General features: G+C 70.4%; 20 protein-coding genes. 7 read left to right on the forward strand and 13 right to left on the reverse strand.

What is annotated here, in order from left to right; translation table 11 throughout:
- Positions 1–140: 140 nt before the first annotated feature.
- The gene (locus tag ACFO0C_RS00630; protein WP_378064427.1) at positions 141–476 is read right to left on the reverse strand and encodes a transposase; all 336 of its coding nucleotides are present in this window, start codon (positions 474–476) and stop codon (positions 141–143) included.
- 271 nt (positions 477–747) lie between these two features.
- Here ACFO0C_RS00630 and ACFO0C_RS00635 point away from each other — a divergent pair, with 271 nt between their 5' ends.
- The 3 genes from ACFO0C_RS00635 (at position 748) to ACFO0C_RS00645 (ending at position 2359) form a co-directional block, all read left to right on the forward strand.
- Positions 748–1491, forward strand: a complete 744-nt coding sequence (locus ACFO0C_RS00635; protein ID WP_378064428.1) for an SDR family NAD(P)-dependent oxidoreductase — start codon at positions 748–750, stop codon at positions 1489–1491.
- A gap of 103 nt (positions 1492–1594) precedes the next feature.
- Positions 1595–1927 carry a barstar family protein gene (locus ACFO0C_RS00640; RefSeq protein ID WP_378064429.1) on the forward strand — a complete coding sequence of 111 codons (333 nt, stop codon included), beginning with the start codon at positions 1595–1597 and terminating at the stop codon, positions 1925–1927.
- Between the two features lie 66 nt (positions 1928–1993).
- Entirely contained in the window at positions 1994–2359 is a 366-nt protein-coding gene (locus ACFO0C_RS00645; protein WP_378064430.1) for a hypothetical protein, read from the forward strand.
- Between the two features lie 187 nt (positions 2360–2546).
- Here the strand turns inward: ACFO0C_RS00645 and ACFO0C_RS00650 are convergent, their stop codons facing one another.
- Both ACFO0C_RS00650 and ACFO0C_RS00655 read right to left on the reverse strand, forming a co-directional pair.
- Positions 2547–2843, reverse strand: coding sequence for a DUF4259 domain-containing protein (locus tag ACFO0C_RS00650; protein WP_378064432.1), 297 nt, complete (start codon positions 2841–2843; stop codon positions 2547–2549).
- Positions 2844–2895: 52 nt separating this feature from the next.
- Positions 2896–3720, reverse strand: coding sequence for an LLM class F420-dependent oxidoreductase (locus tag ACFO0C_RS00655; RefSeq protein ID WP_378064433.1), 825 nt, complete (start codon positions 3718–3720; stop codon positions 2896–2898).
- Positions 3721–3782: 62 nt separating this feature from the next.
- On the opposite strand from ACFO0C_RS00655, the gene ACFO0C_RS00660 reads away from it, so the two are divergent.
- Positions 3783–4316 (forward strand): GNAT family N-acetyltransferase, encoded by a 534-nt coding sequence (locus ACFO0C_RS00660; RefSeq protein WP_378064434.1) that lies wholly within the window; start codon positions 3783–3785, stop codon positions 4314–4316.
- Here the strand turns inward: ACFO0C_RS00660 and ACFO0C_RS00665 are convergent.
- Positions 4279–4743, reverse strand: a complete 465-nt coding sequence (locus ACFO0C_RS00665; protein ID WP_378064435.1) for an SRPBCC family protein — start codon at positions 4741–4743, stop codon at positions 4279–4281. The genes ACFO0C_RS00660 and ACFO0C_RS00665 overlap by 38 nt on opposite strands.
- A gap of 33 nt (positions 4744–4776) precedes the next feature.
- On the opposite strand from ACFO0C_RS00665, the gene ACFO0C_RS00670 reads away from it, so the two are divergent.
- Both ACFO0C_RS00670 and ACFO0C_RS00675 read left to right on the forward strand, forming a co-directional pair.
- Entirely contained in the window at positions 4777–5754 is a 978-nt protein-coding gene (locus tag ACFO0C_RS00670; RefSeq protein ID WP_378064436.1) for a DUF4240 domain-containing protein, read from the forward strand.
- Between the two features lie 53 nt (positions 5755–5807).
- A complete protein-coding gene (locus ACFO0C_RS00675) occupies positions 5808–6257 on the forward strand; it encodes a nuclear transport factor 2 family protein (RefSeq protein ID WP_378064437.1) in 450 nt (149 codons plus the stop codon).
- A gap of 147 nt (positions 6258–6404) precedes the next feature.
- Here ACFO0C_RS00675 and ACFO0C_RS00680 read toward each other — a convergent pair whose 3' ends face one another.
- The 8 genes from ACFO0C_RS00680 to ACFO0C_RS00715 are packed head-to-tail and all read right to left on the reverse strand — an operon-like array spanning position 6405 to position 14913.
- On the reverse strand, positions 6405–6773 hold the full coding sequence (locus tag ACFO0C_RS00680) for an Mth938-like domain-containing protein (RefSeq protein ID WP_378064438.1): 369 nt from the start codon (positions 6771–6773) through the stop codon (positions 6405–6407).
- A gap of 29 nt (positions 6774–6802) precedes the next feature.
- A complete protein-coding gene (locus ACFO0C_RS00685) occupies positions 6803–7765 on the reverse strand; it encodes a DUF1152 domain-containing protein (RefSeq protein WP_378064439.1) in 963 nt (320 codons plus the stop codon).
- Positions 7762–9591: a hypothetical protein gene (locus ACFO0C_RS00690; protein WP_378064440.1), complete on the reverse strand. Its 1830-nt coding sequence runs from the start codon at positions 9589–9591 to the stop codon at positions 7762–7764. The genes ACFO0C_RS00685 and ACFO0C_RS00690 overlap by 4 nt, the downstream gene beginning before the upstream one ends.
- A complete protein-coding gene (locus ACFO0C_RS00695) occupies positions 9576–10358 on the reverse strand; it encodes an ABC transporter ATP-binding protein (RefSeq protein ID WP_378064441.1) in 783 nt (260 codons plus the stop codon). Before ACFO0C_RS00695 ends, ACFO0C_RS00690 begins: the two co-directional genes overlap by 16 nt.
- A gap of 48 nt (positions 10359–10406) precedes the next feature.
- Positions 10407–11084 (reverse strand): VOC family protein, encoded by a 678-nt coding sequence (locus tag ACFO0C_RS00700; protein ID WP_378064442.1) that lies wholly within the window; start codon positions 11082–11084, stop codon positions 10407–10409.
- A 2-nt stretch (positions 11085–11086) separates the two neighbouring features.
- Entirely contained in the window at positions 11087–12019 is a 933-nt protein-coding gene (locus tag ACFO0C_RS00705) for a phosphotransferase family protein (protein WP_378064443.1), read from the reverse strand.
- Positions 12020–12062: 43 nt separating this feature from the next.
- Positions 12063–14099 carry a S9 family peptidase gene (locus ACFO0C_RS00710; RefSeq protein ID WP_378064444.1) on the reverse strand — a complete coding sequence of 679 codons (2037 nt, stop codon included), beginning with the start codon at positions 14097–14099 and terminating at the stop codon, positions 12063–12065.
- On the reverse strand, positions 14035–14913 hold the full coding sequence (locus tag ACFO0C_RS00715; protein ID WP_378064445.1) for a helix-turn-helix transcriptional regulator: 879 nt from the start codon (positions 14911–14913) through the stop codon (positions 14035–14037). Before ACFO0C_RS00715 ends, ACFO0C_RS00710 begins: the two co-directional genes overlap by 65 nt.
- Positions 14914–15001: 88 nt before the next feature.
- On the opposite strand from ACFO0C_RS00715, the gene ACFO0C_RS00720 reads away from it, so the two are divergent.
- Positions 15002–15970, forward strand: coding sequence for an NAD-dependent epimerase/dehydratase family protein (locus tag ACFO0C_RS00720; RefSeq protein ID WP_378064446.1), 969 nt, complete (start codon positions 15002–15004; stop codon positions 15968–15970).
- On the opposite strand, the gene ACFO0C_RS00725 is transcribed toward ACFO0C_RS00720, so the two are convergent.
- Positions 15949–16476 carry a hypothetical protein gene (locus tag ACFO0C_RS00725; RefSeq protein ID WP_378064447.1) on the reverse strand — a complete coding sequence of 176 codons (528 nt, stop codon included), beginning with the start codon at positions 16474–16476 and terminating at the stop codon, positions 15949–15951. The two genes, ACFO0C_RS00720 and ACFO0C_RS00725, sit on opposite strands and share 22 nt — an antisense overlap.
- Positions 16477–16526: the final 50 nt, after the last annotated feature.

Consider the following 16526-nt stretch of genomic DNA (forward strand, 5'->3'; position numbering starts at 1 on the left):
ATTTCTGTCTCGGTCGAACGCATCTTGGCCGGCAGATCAATCGTGGGGTTCGCGTCAGTCGGATGTTCGAGGCCGTTGCGATCGTGCGCCGGGCGTACTTCGGGCCGGTGTACCGAGGTTGAATGGTCAGGGTGAGTTGATCAAGGTGGTTGCGGGCGCAACGCCAAGCCGGTCCCGGCGAGGAACGCGTCAAGTAGCTCGGGCCGGTACTGCAGACTCTTGAGCCGGCTGCGCACGATCGCGGCGAGATCGGCGATCGTGCACGGGGCCAAGTTGCCGATCCCGCGCTTGATGTGCGACCAGACGCTCTCGGTCGGGTTGAGTTCCGGGGCGTAGCCGGGCAACTGCACCACGGTCAGCCAGCCGTGGGCGTCCACGAACGCACGCATCACCGCGCTGACGTGGTGATTCAGGTTGTCCCAGACCAGGATGATCGGGGCGCGCAGTTGGGCATGCACCGAGCACAGCATCCGCATGTACTGACCTTGAAAGGTCAGTAGCGGTTTTCGTGGGAGCCCATGGCTGCCGTGCCTCGCCAGACTATCGAATCATGCGAGCGGCAAGTTCTCGGTCGTCCCCGGCCTCACCATCGCGTACCGATTGCTGACTCGGCGTGCCGCCTACTGAGACGACTCGCTGTGGCGGCGCGCGGCCGGCACCGGAAGAGGATGTCGCGTCGGCGGGTGGTGGAACGCGGCGTCCGATCACCGCCAGACAGCCGAGTTGCCGTCGACCAGGCTTGCTGTCATGAACAACGGACTTGCTGACAAGGTCGCCCTGGTCACCGGCGGGGGTCGCGGTATCGGCGCTGCCGTGGCGCTGCGTCTGGCCGAGGATGGCGCTGATGTCGCATTCACGTTCCAGCAGAACCGACGACGCGCCGACGAAGTAGTGGACCAGATCAAGACCGCCGGACGGCGGGCGATCGCCATCCAGGCCGACAGTGCCGACCCTGCCGCGGTGGCCGCCGCGGTCGACCGGGCGTCCGGCGAACTGGGGCGGTTGGACATTCTGGTGAACAACGCCGGCGCCTTCCTGCTCGGACCGATCGAGCAGCTGAGCCTGGCAGAGTTCGAGCAGACCGTCGCGGTGAACGTCCGGGCACCGTTCGTCGCCTCGCAGGCTGTGGTCCGCCACATGCCCGCCGGTGGGCGGATCATCAACATCGGCAGCAACGTGGCCGAGCGGGCGGTCTTCCCCGGTTTCTCGTTGTACGCGATGAGCAAGACCGCGTTGACGGGCCTGACCAAGGCACTCGGCCGCGAACTCGGCGGCAGAGCGATCACGGTGAATCTGGTGAATCCGGGGCCCACCGACACCGAACTGAACCCGGCAGACGGTCCGAACGCCGCCGCCATCAACGGGTTCACCGCACTCGGTCACTACGCGAGCCCGGCCGACGTGGCCGCCACGGTGGCGTTCCTCGCCGGCCCGGGCGGCAGCTACATCACGGGAGCCACGGTCAACGTGGATGGTGGCTTCACCATCTGATCGTCACCACGGCGGCGTCCACGGCCGCCCGCTTGAAGCACGGGGCACCGTCCCGTCATCGTGAACACTGTCCGAGGGAGTCCCCACAAGATGAAGGAGTGACGTGGCCAAGGAACTGGTCGTCGACTTGCGAGGCAACGGGATCGAGACGCTCGACGACTTCTGGGATGCCGTTTCCGGTCCTTGCGGCCTCCCGCCCTGGTTCGGGCGAAACATCGACGCTTGGCGCGACACGATCCAGGCGAGGGGAATCTCGGACGTCATCGATCGCCACGACGTCCTCGTCATCCACGTCGATCGAGCAGGTCTCTTCTCCCGGAAGAATTACGAGGCCCGGGCACTAAGGGAGGCTTTCGCCGGCCGCCGCTCGCGACTGGTGGTGCACCAGCCGCTCCCGCTGAACGGCAGCGATCCGCACGATGAGGCCACCGATTGAGCCGCACAAGCGGCCGGGCAGCGATCGGCCCTTGAATGGTTCGCGTGAACGACTACGGTGTCGATCATGGGGATGTATGCGTCGGTGCGGGGCTGGCTGGAGATCGACTTCGAGCAGCGGGCCCAGGCGGAACAGATCATCGACCAGAACCGGCACGAGCTGTACTCGGGTGGCTGGGCCTTCCCCGCGAAGCCGTTCAACTGGTCGCTCTACCTGTTCTACGGCGGCGACATCCGGCAGCGCCAGATCGGCTGGTTCCGCGAGCAGATCGACCAGCTCGCCGCACTGCCGCCGGCCGACGAGGACGACGACTGGCCGAGGGGCCTGTTCGTGATCACCTTGGAGGATCGTGAGGACGCCGAGACCTGGCAGATCCGCGAGGGCGCGGTCACCGTACTCCCGGCGCCGGATCTGTCATGGCTGGCCGAGTGACCTGGTGATCCTCGCCCATTTCGCGTGGATCTCCGCCGGCCGCTGGTGGCCGCACTCGACGACGTTCCCGTTGTCGTCGGTCACCCGCGCGTAGGGGCTGCCCCGCTCGATGCTGACGGTCACGTTCTCGATCCCGGCCGCACGGTCCTTGGCGGCGGCCGAGAGGTCGATCAGGAAGTCCCGCTCGTCACCGTCGTAGTCGGACCGGATCCGGAACGTCTCCCCCGGCCGCATCCACCGGTCCTCCCCCAGCGGTTCGAGCCACAGCGTCAGCCAGCCGGCATGACTGTTCGTGATGTCCAGGATCCCCATGGCCGCCCAGTCTAGAAGAGATCGAACAGCGCCTCCTGCTGCGGCGGTTCGAGGACCCGGCGCAGGTCGGCAAGGGATAGACGATGCGCGCTCCCGGCGATGCCTCGTCCAGCCCACCGGCGAAGTCCGCGGCGTCGTCGTTGTCGAACGGCCCGACACCCCACGCACCCACGACACCATTCTTTCAAAACCCGATCCCGGCGTACGGCGTACGCCTCCAGCAGTCAGATCCTCCCGGTCAGGTTCTCGCCCACCGCTGCGATCAGGCCCTCGACCTCGGCGTCGTCGAGGCCTTCCAGTTCGATGATGAGCCGGTCGACGCCCGCGTCGGCGTAGCGGCGGACGGTGTCGAGGTCCGGTGGCACCGGCGGGGTGATGGTGATCTCCAGTTCGCCGAGGTCCGCCGGCCGCTGCTCACGGCGGGCGGTCTCGGCCAGCACCGTCAGGGTCTGCGCGGTCTCGTCCGGGTCGAGGCCCCAGCCGTACCATCCGCTGCCCTGCCGGACCGCCCGGCGGTAGGCGGCCGCCGAGTGACCGCCGACCACGATCGGCGGGTGCGGGCGCTGGACGGGCGACGGATGCTGGACGACACCGGAGTACGACACGAACCGTCCGTCGAACGAGGGTGCGGCCGCCCACAGCGCACGCATCACGGCCAGGTATTCGTCGGTCCGCGCGCCCCGCTCGGCGAGGGTCACCCCCATGGCGTTGAGTTCCGGTTCGACGTATCCGGCACCGACGGCGACGGTCAGCCGCCCACCGGACACCACGTCCAGTGAGGTGAGTTGTTTGGCGAGCAGCACCGGCTGGCGTTGCGGGAGCACGATCAGGCCGACGCCGAGGCGGACCCGGCTGGTCACGGCCGCGAGATAGGTCAGCGCGACCATGGCTTCCAGCCGTGGCGGGTTGCCCTCGCCGGCGGGCAGCGCGATGTGGTCGCCGACCCACAGTGACTCGAAGCCGGCCTCCTCGGCCAGCCGGGCCCGCCGGGCCAGGACGGTGGGGTCGACGTTGCGGTCGCGGTGCAGCCCGTACAGCCCGAACTTCATTCTCGTCCTCCGCCTCTCACCGGTCTGTCCCGCACACTACGGATCGCGGTCCACAATGTGGCATGCGCACGATCACGACCGCCCGTCTCCTGCTGCGCCCCTGGCGGGACGACGACGCCGATTTCCTGCTGGATCTGGAGTCGCGCTGGGAGGTCGTACGCTTCCTCGGTCCCCATCCCACCATGATGCGGACCAGGGCGGACGCGCTCGCGTCGATCGGACGCCGCCGTGCCGTCGATCATCCCGTTCACGGGATCTGGGCGATCACCACGACCGACGGCCGGCTGGCCGGCAACCTGCTGCTCAAGCCGATCCCGATGTCCGCCGGCGAGTCGCCCGCCGACCCGCCGGAAGTCGAGATCGGCTGGCACCTGCACCCGGACGCCTGGGGACACGGCTACGCGACCGAGGCGGCGGAGGCCGTACTCCAGGATGCCTTTGCCCGTGGTCTGACCAGGGTCGTCGCCGTGACCGATCCGGACAATCACGCCTCCCAGGCCGTCTGCCGGCGGCTCGGCATGACCGCGCGGGGCCGCACCACGATGTTTTACGGCACCGTCAACGAACTCTTCGACCTGTCTCGGCCGCCCGCTTGACGTAGTCGCCGCGTTTCCGCAGCAGGCGCTCCAGATAGGGGGCCAGCACGTAGCGGGTCACCACCGCACCGAGCGGGCCGAACGGTGCGGTGATCGTCAGCCGGTCGGTCATGCGCGTTGATCCGTCACCGCGGGCTTCGAAGAGATGCTCGTGACGCATCGCCCGGAAGGGCCCGCGGGTCTGCTCGTCGACGAAACGTGACGGGCGCTCGTACGCACTGATCCGGCTGGTCATGCGCCAGATCAACCCGAAATGGCGGGCACGGAACGTCACCTCGTCACCGAGCGTCAGCTGCCGGCGACGCGAGCTCGCCGTCTCCCGGCTGCCGGCCAGCGACGCGGCGTGGACGTCCACGTCGAGTTCGAGATCGAACACCGTGGCCGGGGCGGCGTCGATGACGGTGACGACTTCGATCAGGGCTGGCACCACCGCAGCGTAACGCTGTGCGACCATACCGCCGTGGACACCGAGCGCTGCTGGGAGATCATCGAGGCCGCGCGGGCCGACGCGAACCTCGACTGGGACGCGTGCGACAACGAGGAGCACACCCTCGACGTCGTGGTGGGCGATGCGCTCGTCGCGCGTCTGAAGGCGCTGCCCCTGCCGGAGATCCTGGCGTTCGAGGTCCGCTTCTCCCGGTTGCAGGGCCGTCTGTCCCTCCGCAAGGGCGTGCACCAGGCGCTCTACGTGATGACGCTCGGTGTCGGCGACGACGGGTTCACCGACTTCTGCGCCGGGCTGGTCGCTCTCGGCCGGCACTGGTATGACCTCATCGTCGCCGACCCGGACAATCTCGCCGACCATCCGGCGGTGCTGCTGATGGCGGCCGGCAGACTCGACAGGTATGCGCTGCTGGCGGAGGGTTTCCAGTACGCCGCGAACGAGGCCTACGGGGAGATCACCGGCGACGTGGACGCTCTGTTCCGGGAGATCGACGACGTCGAGGACGCGATGGAGGACGACCGCGGTCCGGAGCCGCCGGAGATTCCTTCCCGGATGCTTCGCCTCCGGGCCCTCTTCCCCGACAACGATGCGGTCCTCGCCCGGCGGTTCGGCGAGACCGACATCGACTACAGCAACACCATGGCGTACGAGCCCCGCGCGGCCGTGATCGCCTTCAAAGACCGGATCAACCACCGCGATCTGGACGGTCTCGTGGCGTTGATGTCCGATGACCACACGTTGATCGACGCCTCAGGCACGACGGTCACCGGCAAGGCCGCCTGCACCGAGGCGTGGCGCACGTTCTTCGCCACGTACCCCGACTACCGGAACCGTTTCCACTCCGTCACTGCTGACGACGGTGTCGTGACCGCCGACGGCCGTTCCGAGTGCGGCACCCCCGATTTGGCCGGGCCGGGCCGCTGGACCGCCACCGTCCACCTCGACAAGATCACCCGCTGGCAGATGCCCGCGCCCGGAGGTGTGCCGGGCTGACTCTGGCCGGCTGCCGCACCCGAACCAGATCCGCCACCGTCCTGGGTGCCAGGATGTCCGTCGTGGACGCGCTGACGAGAATGCTTGCCGAGCACGAATGCCAACGACTGCTCGTGGAGTTCCTCCGCCGGTTGGATCTCGGGGATCCGGGATCGGTCGCGGAGCTGTTCACGCCCAACGGCATCTGGGAGTGGCCGGACGGTGACCGGCTGGTCCGCGGGCGGCAGGAGTTGCGGGCCTACTTCGCGTCGCGTCCCGCCGATCGCATGTCGCGGCGGCTGTGCACCAACGTCCTGATCGACGTCGAGTCACCGACCCGGGCGACCGGCACCTCCTACCTGGTCACGTACCGGGTCGACGGTTATCGGGGCGAGATGGTGCCGCCTCCGGCACCGGCGAACGTCGGCCAGTACGAGGACGTCTTCGAGCATCACAACGGCGCGTGGCTACTGGCCCGCCGTGTGACGGTCCTGCCGTTCGGCGGCGCCACACCCCGCCTCTGACCGGGTCGGCGGGTGGGGCCGGCGGCGGCCGCCGGCACGGTTCGGTACTGCCCGTCGGCGCAACATGACAGGCTCCCCCGGGCACCTGGTCGACCTATCGCGTTGGCGGGCGGTGGTTCCCGCCCACCGGCCACCCCCGGCGATCGTTCAGCAGGTCGAGTGGAACAGGCCCGCGACGGCGGCACCGCTGGCGGCAAGGTCGTTGTAGATCTCGACCGCCTCGGTGGTCTCCGCCACGTGGACGGTGATCCCCCGCTCGGTCAGCAGGGTGTGCGTGCGCGGGTCGACCTGGAGCTGCAGTTGCATGCCGCGCGACAGCACGACGTGCGTGGCGCCCTGAGTCAGGAGCTCCTCGACGTCGCCGGGCTGGATGCCGGGACTGTGCCGGGTGCCGGTTTCGGACCAGTCCCACGGGCGGCCACCGCCGGGGTAGACCTTGAAGTCCTTACCCACGCCGAGGCCCTCCACCTCCATGCGACCCCAGGCTATCGACAGGATGCGCGGCGAGCGGGACATCGGTTCCTCGATTCAGGCGTGGTGGGAGCTCAGTGGGGGTAGGCGCGCGGGATCCGGGTCGTCGGGAGCTCGTTGCGGAACGTCTCAATGCGGCTGATCACCTGGCGGCGGCTGACGGTGTTCTCGATCCGGTCCAGGTAGAGGCAGCGGGCGGCCAGTTTGTCCAGGTCGACGGTGAAGTAGACGGCCATCAGCGGGTTCACGAACAGGGTGCTGCCGCTGGTGCGGCGGGTGAACTGGACGTCGCCGAAGGCGCCACCGACCGCGGCCGCGATCTGCCCGTTGACGATGCTCGGGCGGTCCGGGGTCGCGGCCTGCGCGTCGGCGACCGCCTCCCGGTAGAGGGTGGCCTCGCGGCTGTCCCGCGGGATCGACAGGGCACCCAGGTAGCCGCCTTCCCGGTCGAGGGCGGCGAGGTTCTCCAGGACCTGCACGTGGTTGACACCGTGGTAGGCGTCGATGCCGAAGCCGAGGCAGGTGACGAGTTTGATCGGCACGTCGAGGGCGGTGACGGCGGCGACGCTGGTGATGTCCTCGACGGGGGTGCCGAGGGCGTGTTCGTCGCCGCGCATCAGGATGTCGGTGCCGCCGTCGACCAGCACTATGGCGTCGATGTCGTGGCGCTCGACGAGGAAGCGGTACGCCTCCCGCAGTGCCGGGACTCCGAGGGGCGGGAACGCGTACACGGTGGACGGCATGTCGTGGGCGGCGAGCCAGCGGGCCAGGGTGCGTTCCGGGAAGTACCAGTCGGGGCTGGCCGTGCCGGGGGTGACGGCGGCGACGTTGCGTTCGGCCCACGACTCCTGGTCGATGAGTTCCAGCTGGGAGAAGGACAGGCTGGCCAGGTGCACCTCGACGCCGTTGTCGCGCAGGGCGAGGGCCAGGGGCAGTCCGGCGTAGACGTCGAAGCCGCCGCCAGCTCCGGCGATCAGGACCCGGCGGGCCGGTGCGAGGGCCGCGAACAGGGGCGGTGTGGTGAGGGAGAACGTCATGCCGGGGCTCGCCGGTAGCGCAGCGGGATGACGGTCCCGACGGCCAGCATCGCCAGGCCGAGCAGGGTGAACGCGACGGCGACGGGGACGCGCCACGGGTCGGACAGGTGCAGGGCGAGGAACCACAGCCGGTTCTCGCTGCCGGTCAGGATCATCCACAGCGGGATGATGCCCTGCGGGAACAGCGGGATCCAGCAGACGATCCACATGGTGGTGACCAGGGCGGACAGCCGTGGCGGTAGTTTGACGGCGTCGGCCCGGACGACGGTGGCGGTCACCGTTCCCCCGGACCGCATGGTGGCCAGCAGTTCCGGGCCGGTGGCGCTCAGGCGTGCCGCGGCGGCGCGCCCACCCCACAGGGTCAGCCAGACACCGGTGACGAGCGCGACCGGGACCGCGGCCCAGGTGAGCAGTGGCCGGTCGAGGCTGGTGCCGGCCCAGGCCACGGCCACGGCGGGAACGGTGGTCAGGCAGACCAGCAACAGCGTGCCGATGACCTGCCCGAAGATCGGCCCGGCTTCGAGTGGGTTGCCGCTGCGGCGTCGCGGTTCCAGGACCGGGACCAGGGCGAACACCGACACGAGGACGATCAGCCCGGCGCCGCCACCGAGCGAGGCGAACAGCAGGGCCAGCGCCCACGCCCACGTCTGCGCGTCACCGCCGGCGGCGATGGTGCCGGCCACGGTGGCCACGACGGCGACGGGCGCGGTCCGCAGCAGCCAGGCGATCTGCCGGCCGCGGATCTCGGTCTGCTCGCCGCCGGGGTTGACCAGGCCGAGCCACAGGGCGGTGCCGTCGAGTCCGATCAGGTTGGCGGAGGTGGCGGCGGCCATCGACACGATGATCACGCCGGTCCACGGGAGCATCCCGGGCCAGTCGATGAGCAGCGGGACGAGCGTGTAGAGGGCGCCGAAGAACACCGAGTAGTAGAAGAAGTGGGTCCGCATCAGGTCACGCGAGCCGGTACGGAGCTCCTTCACGACAACGGCGTTCGTCGTGAACCTGTCGAGGAGCGAACCACGACCGGCCTGCATACCGGCACGGGTCGTCGTTCGCCGCGCCAGCAGCCGTGCCCATGTCGCCAGCGCCGCGCCGATGAGCAGGGCGAGGCCGGCGACGGCGGCCACGGCGAGGGTCCAGTCGCCGTTGGCGGCCGCGTCGATCGCGACCAGCCCCCACGAGGACGGCAGCCATTGCAGGGCCGCGGTGAAGCCGGGCGGGAAGCCGTAGGTGAGCAGTTCGGAGTCGACGGCCGCCCAGATCAGCACCCACGACTGGTTGAGCAGGACAGCCATGGCGGCGTTGACCAGCGCGGCGAGGATCGCGCCGGTGCGGGACCGGACGGCGACCGCGAGCACGCCGACGACCAGCCGGGACAGCATCAGCACGAGGATCAGCTGGAGGGCGACGGCGAGCACCGACACGGCGACGGCGGCCGTGCCCAGAGCGGTGGCGTAGGCGATCAGGGCGGTGAAGGCGATCAGGCTGACCGCCGGGGCGACGCCCACGAATCCGGCGGTGAGCAGTCCGAACGCCAATGGCAGGGGCCGCAGGGGCAGGAGGGCGAACTGTTCGGGCCGCAGGCTGTCGTCGCCGCCCCCGGTGTAGACCGGTCCGAGGATCCACCCGAACATCCAGCAGGCCAGGACGATCGCGAGCAGGTCACCGCGGACCGTGTCGGGTGCCAGGGAGGTGGCGGCCAGGGCGACGGTGGCGGCGGCGAGCAGCAGCCCGGCGACGCCGCCGCTGATCATGCTCGCGGCGCGGGCTCCGGTCAGCGTGTGCGCGAGCACCCGCAACCGCATCGCGATCAGGACACCAGCCACGACGGCGCCTTCCGGGTGGCGGCGCCGGCACCGACGAGTTCGACGAAGCGGCCCTCGAGAGTGCCGCCGCCGCGGACGTCGTCGAGGGTGCCGGCGGCGACGACGCGGCCGTTGTCGATGACGCCGACGTGGTCGCAGATCTGTTCGACGAGGGCCATCACATGGCTGGACAGCACCACCGAGCCGCCGCCGTCGACGAACGTGCGGAGGATGCCGCGGATGGTGAGCGCCGACACCGGGTCGACGGCTTCGAACGGTTCGTCGAGCACGAGCAGGCGCGGGCCGTGCAGCAGTGCGGTGGCCAGGCCGATCTTCTTGCGCATGCCGGTCGAGTAGTCGTTGACCAGGGTGCGTTCGGCGTCGAGCAGGTCGAGGACGTCGAGCAGTTCCTCGGCGCGGCTCGCGGCGGTCGCCTTGTCGAAGCCGCGCAGCCGTCCCTGGAAGACCAGCAGCTCACGGCCGGTGAGACGCTCGGGCAGGGCGAGCCCGTCGGGGAGGACACCGACCTTGGCGCGCGCCTTGACCGGGTCGGCCCAGACGTCGGTGCCGAAGATCCGGGCGTGCCCGCCGTCGGGCCGCAGCAGGCCGACGGCCATCGACAGTGAGGTGGTCTTGCCTGCGCCGTTCGGCCCGACCAGACCGTAGAACGAGCCGGCCGGCACGGTCAGAGTCACGTCGTGCACCGCGGTCTTGGGACCGAAGTGTTTAACGAGTCCAGCCAGCTCCAATGCGGAATTCAAGAAAGACGCCCCCGTCCGGTACAACATGATCGAACGCGAATCCTAATCGGGGTTCGATCTTCCGGTGGGGTGCGGTCACACGGCCAGCATGCGGAAGGCGTTGCCGTCCGGGTCGGCCAGCCGACCTTCGCCCAGGTCGGTGGCGCCGAGGGCGATCAGGCGCCGGGTCTGCGTCTCCTCCCGGCCCCCGATGTCGTACGCGAGACGAGTCCCGCCGTCACGAGGTGCCAGGGGCGGGCCGCCCCAGGTGATCTTGGTGCCACCGCCGGGGGATTGGATCGCGGTCTCCTCGTTCTCGTCCCACACCAGCGGCCAGCCCAGCGCCTCGGCCCAGAAGTACCCGACCGCCTGACTCCCGTCGCTGGCCAGCGCCCCGATGAACCCGCATCCGGCGAGGAACCTGTTGCCGGGCTCGATCACGTCGAACTCGTTGCCCTCCGGATCGCCGAGGACCACGTGATCGACGTCGCCCTGTCCGATGTCCAGATGCCGGGCTCCGAGCGCGAGCGCCTTGGCCACGGTCTGTTCCTGGTCCTCGATGGACGTGCTGGTCAGGTCGAAGTGCATGAGGTTCGCTGTCGTCTTCGGTGCCCGCTCCGGGACGAACCGCAGCCGGAACCCGCTGTCACCGCCGATCAGCACTCCCCCGTGCGGGTCGTCGAGTCGCCGGTAGCCGAGCATCGCGGCCCAGAATTCGGCGAGCCGTCCGGGATCCCGGGCGTCGATGCGGAGGGCGTACAGGTCGAGCGGCATGGTCAGGTCCGATCGGTGAGGATGTCGGGGCTGCGGGTCGCCAGCCAGGCCAGCAGGGCTTTGGCCTGGGCCCGCTGGAAGTCGCGGACGGTCGGTGCGGACGGCGGCCGGGGCAGCATCGAGCGGCTGACGAACAGGCCGGCCCCGGCGACGAGGACGGTGTCGATGTCGTCCCGGTCGATCGCCCTGGTCAGCGGGTGTTCGTTGATCAGCGTCTCGACGTCGACGCCGGCCATCGCGAGGCTCGGGGTCATCAGCGCCAGGTCGAACCAGCCGGCGCCGGTGCACGCGTTGGGCCAGTCGACGATCCGCACGCCGTCCGCGCTCAGGATCATGTTGTCCAGCCGCAGGTCCCCGTGGACCAGCGCGGTCCCGTCGGCAGCGTCCGGCCAGCGTTTCTCCCGGGCGGCGAGCGCGCCGGCGGAGGTGCCGGCGAGTTCGGGGTAGGCGTCGACGACCGCGGTCCACGTGCCGGCGGCGGCGATGCCACGCCAGCCGGAGAAGTCCTCGTCGTACTCGTCGACGAGCCGGGGCAGGCCGGGCGGGCTGGGCGTCTCCCCCAGCGCGGTCACCGCCGCCATCACCGGGGCGAGATCAGCAACCTCCGGGGTACGCCCGTCGACGTGCTCGAACAGCATGACGGTCCAGACGCCGTCGTCGTGCCACCACAGCAGCCGTGGGGTGGGCACCCGTGCGGGCAGTGACGCGGCGACCCGCGTCTCCCGCAGGTAGTCGGCGGACACCTCGGAGGTGTGCCGGGCGATCGCCTTGACGAAGAAGCGGGCGCCCGACGCACCGGCGACCGTCGACGCCACGCCCGGGGTGAACCCGCCGGACGCGCTGGAGATCTCGTGCAGCGGGGTGGCCACGGCTGCCTCGGCCCGGCTCCGGAGAGAGTCCGGGATGTCGGTCCAGCGCAGCCGTGTCGTGTTCATGCCGTGGCACGCTACCGGCACACTTCCCCCACGGTCACCGCATTTACGACAGGCCGAGTGACTGCCGCAGGAAGGCCAGCTCGTACTCCCACAGGCCGTCGACCGCACCCATGTGGGAGGCGCCCGGCAGGGGCAGGACGGTGTGCGGGCGGCCGGCGGCTAGCAGCGCGGCGGACAGTTTCATGGTGTGCACGGGCAGGACGTTGTCGTCGACGAGGCCGTGGATCAGCAGCAGCGGGCGACGCAGGTCCGCGGCGTCGTCGATGAGGGACGCCTGGGCGTACATCGCCGGGTTCTCGGCCGGCAGGCCCAGGGTGCGTTCCTGCCAGTGGGAACTGTAGAGGTGCATGTCGGTGACCGGTGCTCCGGCGATGCCGGCGTGGAAGACGTCGGGGCGGCGCAGGACGGCCAGCGCCGCGAGGTATCCGCCGGCCGACCAGCCGCGGATACCGACCCGCTCCAGGTCGAGGTCGAACAGGTCGGCGGCGGCGTGCAGGGCGTCGACCTGGTCCTGCAGGCGCGGTGCGGGATGGTCGTCGCCGCGGGCCCGGTCCCAGGCGGGTCCCCGGCCGGGGGTGCCGCGGCCGTCGGCGATGACGACGGCGAATCCCTGGTCGGCGAACCACTGCGACGCCCAGTAACGGGAACGGGCGGCGACGGCGCGCTGGGCGGCCCGGCCACCGTAGGGGTCCATCAGCACCGGCAGGGTGCCGCCGGTGTAGCCGGTCGGCAGGAGCACCGCGGTGCGCAGTCGGCGTTCGCCGAGCCAGTGCAGGTGCGGGCGCGGGTTCAGCGGCGGGACGGCGGCGAAGCTGTTGATCGGGCGGCCGTTGACGGTGATGGTCTCGGCGTCGAGCGTGCGGGCGTCGATGACGGCGGTGCCGCCCCGGAGCCGGCCGTCGTGCAGACCGTCCTCGGTGGTGATCCGTTGCAGGTGCCCCGGGGACCAGGTCCACAGTTCGCGGGACGACGGGTCCTGGAAGGCGCTGAACAGGACGGTGTCGCCGTCGATCGACAGCAGCTTGTCGATCTGCAGGCCGGGCGGGGTGACCGCTTCGCCGTCGACGGTGAGGCGGCGGGTGTCGCCGTCCTCGACGGTCCACAGCAGGGCACCGGAGGAGGTGTGGGCGGGCAGGCCGGAGACGATCGTCGTCCAGTCGGGGGCGGTGTCCTCGTGGCGCAACGTGGTGCGGCCGGTCGCCGGGTCGGCGGTGAGGATCCGCATCACGGTCTGCGGGCGGTTCTGGACCGTCACCAGCAGCGCGGTCGCGTCCCAGGTCACCCGGGTGACGTATTCGAAGGCCTTGCGGTCCCAGTCGATCTCGACGCGGGAGCCGTCCAGGGCGAGGACGTGCAGGCTGACGTCGGCGTTGGGGGCGCCGGCGGCCGGGTAGCGCAGGGCGGTCGGCGGGCGCTCCGGATGGGCCGGGTCGCTGATCCACCAGACCGGGACGGGCGCGTTGTCGACCCGGGCGGCGACCAGTGACCGCCCGTCGGGGGCCCACCAGTAGCCCTGGAAGCGGTCCATCGACTCGGACGCCTCGTGTTCGGGCAGGCCCCACGTCACCTCGGGGCCGTCGGGTTCGGCCAGCGGGCGGTCTTCTTTGCCGTCGCGGCTGATCACCCGCAGTTCGTCGTCGTGGACGTAGGCGATCCAGTGGCCGGTGGGGTCGATGCGTGCCTCGGCGACCGGTGTCCGCGCGGCTATCTCGGTGACTTCACCGGAGGACACATCGGCCACGAACAACCTCATGTCGAGGGTGAACGCGATCGTCCGTACCCCCGCGTCGGTGTTGAAGGCGCTGATCCCCGCGGACCTGTCGCGTGCCCGCTCACGCCGCGCCCGTTCGCGCTCGGACATCTCGCCGGCGTCGGCGGCGCCGAGCGCCGCCGCGTCGGCCAGCAGCCGTTCCTCGCCGGTCGCGACGTCGAGGATCCACAGGCTGGCGACCAGATCCTCGCCGCCGGGGGTCCGCAGGAAGAGGACCCGCTGCCCGTCCGGGGTGATCACCAGGTTACGGGCGAGTCCTAGCGTGAACCCCTGTGTCCGGGCGACCAGCCCGGGAAATCTCGACGTCATTCGGATACTCTGCCGCAAATGTCGCCAGCAGTGTGACCTTGTCGGCGGCTTCGCTTCCGGCGTCCGGGTGGTAGACCACCAGCATGATGCCGTCGGTGCCGCTGACCAGGAGTTTCTCGCGGTTGAGGGTCAGTTCGCCGACCTGTGGATGGTGGAAGGAGATGATCGCGCCGGCGCGGGGGCGGACGTCGTGGCGGGCCCACAGTCTCCGGAAGAGCGGGCTGGCGAGGGAGAGTTCGCCGACGAGTTCGATGAAGCGGGGGTCGTCGGTGTCGGTGCCGACGGATTCGCGGAAGCCGGCGACCAGGTAGGTGGCGGCGAGTTCCCAGTCGGGGAAGAGGTCCTGTTCGGCCGGGTCGAGGAAGACGTCGCGCAACCGGTTGCCTCCGGTGACCAGGCGCGGTGACAGGGCTCTGGCGAGGGGGTTCGCGGCGAGGACGTCGAGGCAGCGGCCCTCGACGAACGCGGGGAGCGGCAGGCTGGCGACGAGTTTCGCGGTGCTCGGCGGCACCGTTTCGCGTCTGCGTCTCGTCGTGCGGCGCGGTTTCGGGCCGGCCAGGCCGATCAGGTAGGCGCGGGTGTCGTCGTCGAGACGCAGCACCCGGGCCAGCGATTCCAGGACCTGGAGGGACGGGTTGAGGTCCCGGCCGCGTTCCAGTCGCAGGTAGTAGTCGGCGCTGATGCCGGCGAGCATCGCGACCTCCTCGCGGCGCAGGCCGGCGACGCGGCGTACGCCGGTGACCGGGATGCCGGCATCACCCGGGGTGACCAGTTCGCGGCGGGCCTGCAGGAAGGCGCCCAGTTCCGATGGCATGGCACCACGGTAGGCCGCCGCCGGTCCCGCAGAGGGGGTCCTGCTGGGGACCTGGCTGTCGGTGCGCGTCCGCCGGATCGTGGTTGTCATGACACAGCGTGTTCTCGTCACCGGTGGTTCAGGTTTCATCGCGGGTCACTGCATCCGGGTTCTTCAAGATCAAGGCTTTGCGGTACGGGCGACCGCGCGCTCCCCGCGGCCGGGGTTCGTGCAGGCTGACCTGCTGTCCGACGACGGCTGGGCGGCGGCCGTCGAGGGCTGCGACTATGTGCTGCATGTGGCGTCGCCGGTACGGCCGGGGCATGTCGCGAACGAGGACGACCTGATCGTCCCCGCCCGGGAGGGCACGCTGCGTGTTCTGCGGGCCGCCGCTGCCGCCGGGGTGAAGCGGGTGGTGCTGACGTCGGCGTTCCATGCGGCCGGGTTCGGGCATCCGCACACCGATCACGTGTTCACCGAGCAGGACTGGTCGGTGATGGACGGGCCGGGCATGGACGCGTACGGGCGCAGCAAGGTCCTCGCCGAGCGTGCGGCGTGGGAGTTCGCGGCGTCGAGCGGGCTGGAGCTGACGACGATGCTGCCGGTCGCGGTGATGGGCCCGGTGTCGGGTGGGGCGGTGTCCGGGGCGAACCACATCGTGCAGCGGATGCTCGCCGGGGAGATGCCCGGGTTCCCGGACCTGCACATCCCGATCGTCGACGTGCGGGATGTGGCGGCGGCGCATGTGGCGGCGATGACCGCGCCCGGTGCCGCCGGGGAGCGGTTCCTGCTGTCGAGCGGGCCGGTCGTGTCGATGAAGGAGATCGGGGCGGTCCTGCGTGCGCACCTCGGGTCGGCGGCGTCCAAGGTGCCGACCCGCAGCATCCCCAACCTGGTGGTGCGGCTGGGTGCGCTGGTCAATCCGTCGATGCGGGCGTTCGCGGGTGAGCTCGGCTACGTCAAGCAGATCTCGAACGCGAAGGCGCGGCGGGTGCTGAGCTGGGAGCCCCGGCCGTCGGCGGAGGCGATCGTCGCGGCCGGGGAGAGTCTGGTGGCTCAGACCACGATCCGGCAGTAGAGGTGTTCGGAGCGGCCGACGGCCCGGGCCGCGAGGTCGGCGAACGCGGTCAGCCAGGGTTCGAGGCCGCTCGGGTCGGCGCCCTGGAACTCCTCGATCGTGGCCCATCGCTGGGCGGTCTTCCGGATCGCGTCCGCGTCCAGGCCGGCCAGTGCGTCGCGCAGCGTGTCGGTGACGGTGACGACGATGGCTTCGAGGTCGGTGGCGGTGACCGGGTTGCCTGCCCGCGGGTCGGCCGCCACCTCGCCGAAGGTGCGGCCGGTGAGGAAGACCTCCAGCCAGGTCATCGGAGCGTCCGGGAACAGGTTGTTGCCCTGCAGGAGGAGCAGCCCGGTCCGCGCCACCTTCACGCGCGGGATCCTCGCCTGCTCGGGGTCGGTCCGGTACAGCTCCTTACCGGCGGCGACGTCCTCGGGCGACAGGGAGATCAGGCCCTCCTCGTAGTCCGCCGCCCTGGCCGCGACGTCGTCACCGGCGGCCGCGAAGTAGTCAGTGAGGATCGACATCCCGTGATCATCGCAGGCGGCCGGCTGTTCGTGGTTGCACGTCGGCTTCG

The organism is Actinoplanes subglobosus (genome assembly GCF_042650585.1).
Lineage (GTDB): Bacteria > Actinomycetota > Actinomycetes > Mycobacteriales > Micromonosporaceae > Actinoplanes > Actinoplanes subglobosus.

Coding starts and splice junctions, on each gene's coding strand:
- ACFO0C_RS00720 (WP_378064446.1), top strand. CDS start 15,002: ATGACACAGCGTGTTCTCGTCACCGGTGGTTCAGGTTTCATCGCGGGT.
- ACFO0C_RS00695 (WP_378064441.1), bottom strand. CDS start 10,358: ATGTTGTACCGGACGGGGGCGTCTTTCTTGAATTCCGCATTGGAGCTG.
- ACFO0C_RS00630 (WP_378064427.1), bottom strand. CDS start 476: ATGCGGATGCTGTGCTCGGTGCATGCCCAACTGCGCGCCCCGATCATC.
- ACFO0C_RS00705 (WP_378064443.1), bottom strand. CDS start 12,019: ATGAACACGACACGGCTGCGCTGGACCGACATCCCGGACTCTCTCCGG.
- ACFO0C_RS00675 (WP_378064437.1), top strand. CDS start 5,808: ATGTCCGTCGTGGACGCGCTGACGAGAATGCTTGCCGAGCACGAATGC.
- ACFO0C_RS00655 (WP_378064433.1), bottom strand. CDS start 3,720: ATGAAGTTCGGGCTGTACGGGCTGCACCGCGACCGCAACGTCGACCCC.
- ACFO0C_RS00715 (WP_378064445.1), bottom strand. CDS start 14,913: ATGCCATCGGAACTGGGCGCCTTCCTGCAGGCCCGCCGCGAACTGGTC.
- ACFO0C_RS00680 (WP_378064438.1), bottom strand. CDS start 6,773: ATGTCCCGCTCGCCGCGCATCCTGTCGATAGCCTGGGGTCGCATGGAG.
- ACFO0C_RS00635 (WP_378064428.1), top strand. CDS start 748: ATGAACAACGGACTTGCTGACAAGGTCGCCCTGGTCACCGGCGGGGGT.
- ACFO0C_RS00685 (WP_378064439.1), bottom strand. CDS start 7,765: ATGACGTTCTCCCTCACCACACCGCCCCTGTTCGCGGCCCTCGCACCG.
- ACFO0C_RS00725 (WP_378064447.1), bottom strand. CDS start 16,476: ATGTCGATCCTCACTGACTACTTCGCGGCCGCCGGTGACGACGTCGCG.
- ACFO0C_RS00710 (WP_378064444.1), bottom strand. CDS start 14,099: ATGACGTCGAGATTTCCCGGGCTGGTCGCCCGGACACAGGGGTTCACG.
- ACFO0C_RS00700 (WP_378064442.1), bottom strand. CDS start 11,084: ATGCCGCTCGACCTGTACGCCCTCCGCATCGACGCCCGGGATCCCGGA.
- ACFO0C_RS00660 (WP_378064434.1), top strand. CDS start 3,783: ATGCGCACGATCACGACCGCCCGTCTCCTGCTGCGCCCCTGGCGGGAC.
- ACFO0C_RS00645 (WP_378064430.1), top strand. CDS start 1,994: ATGGGGATGTATGCGTCGGTGCGGGGCTGGCTGGAGATCGACTTCGAG.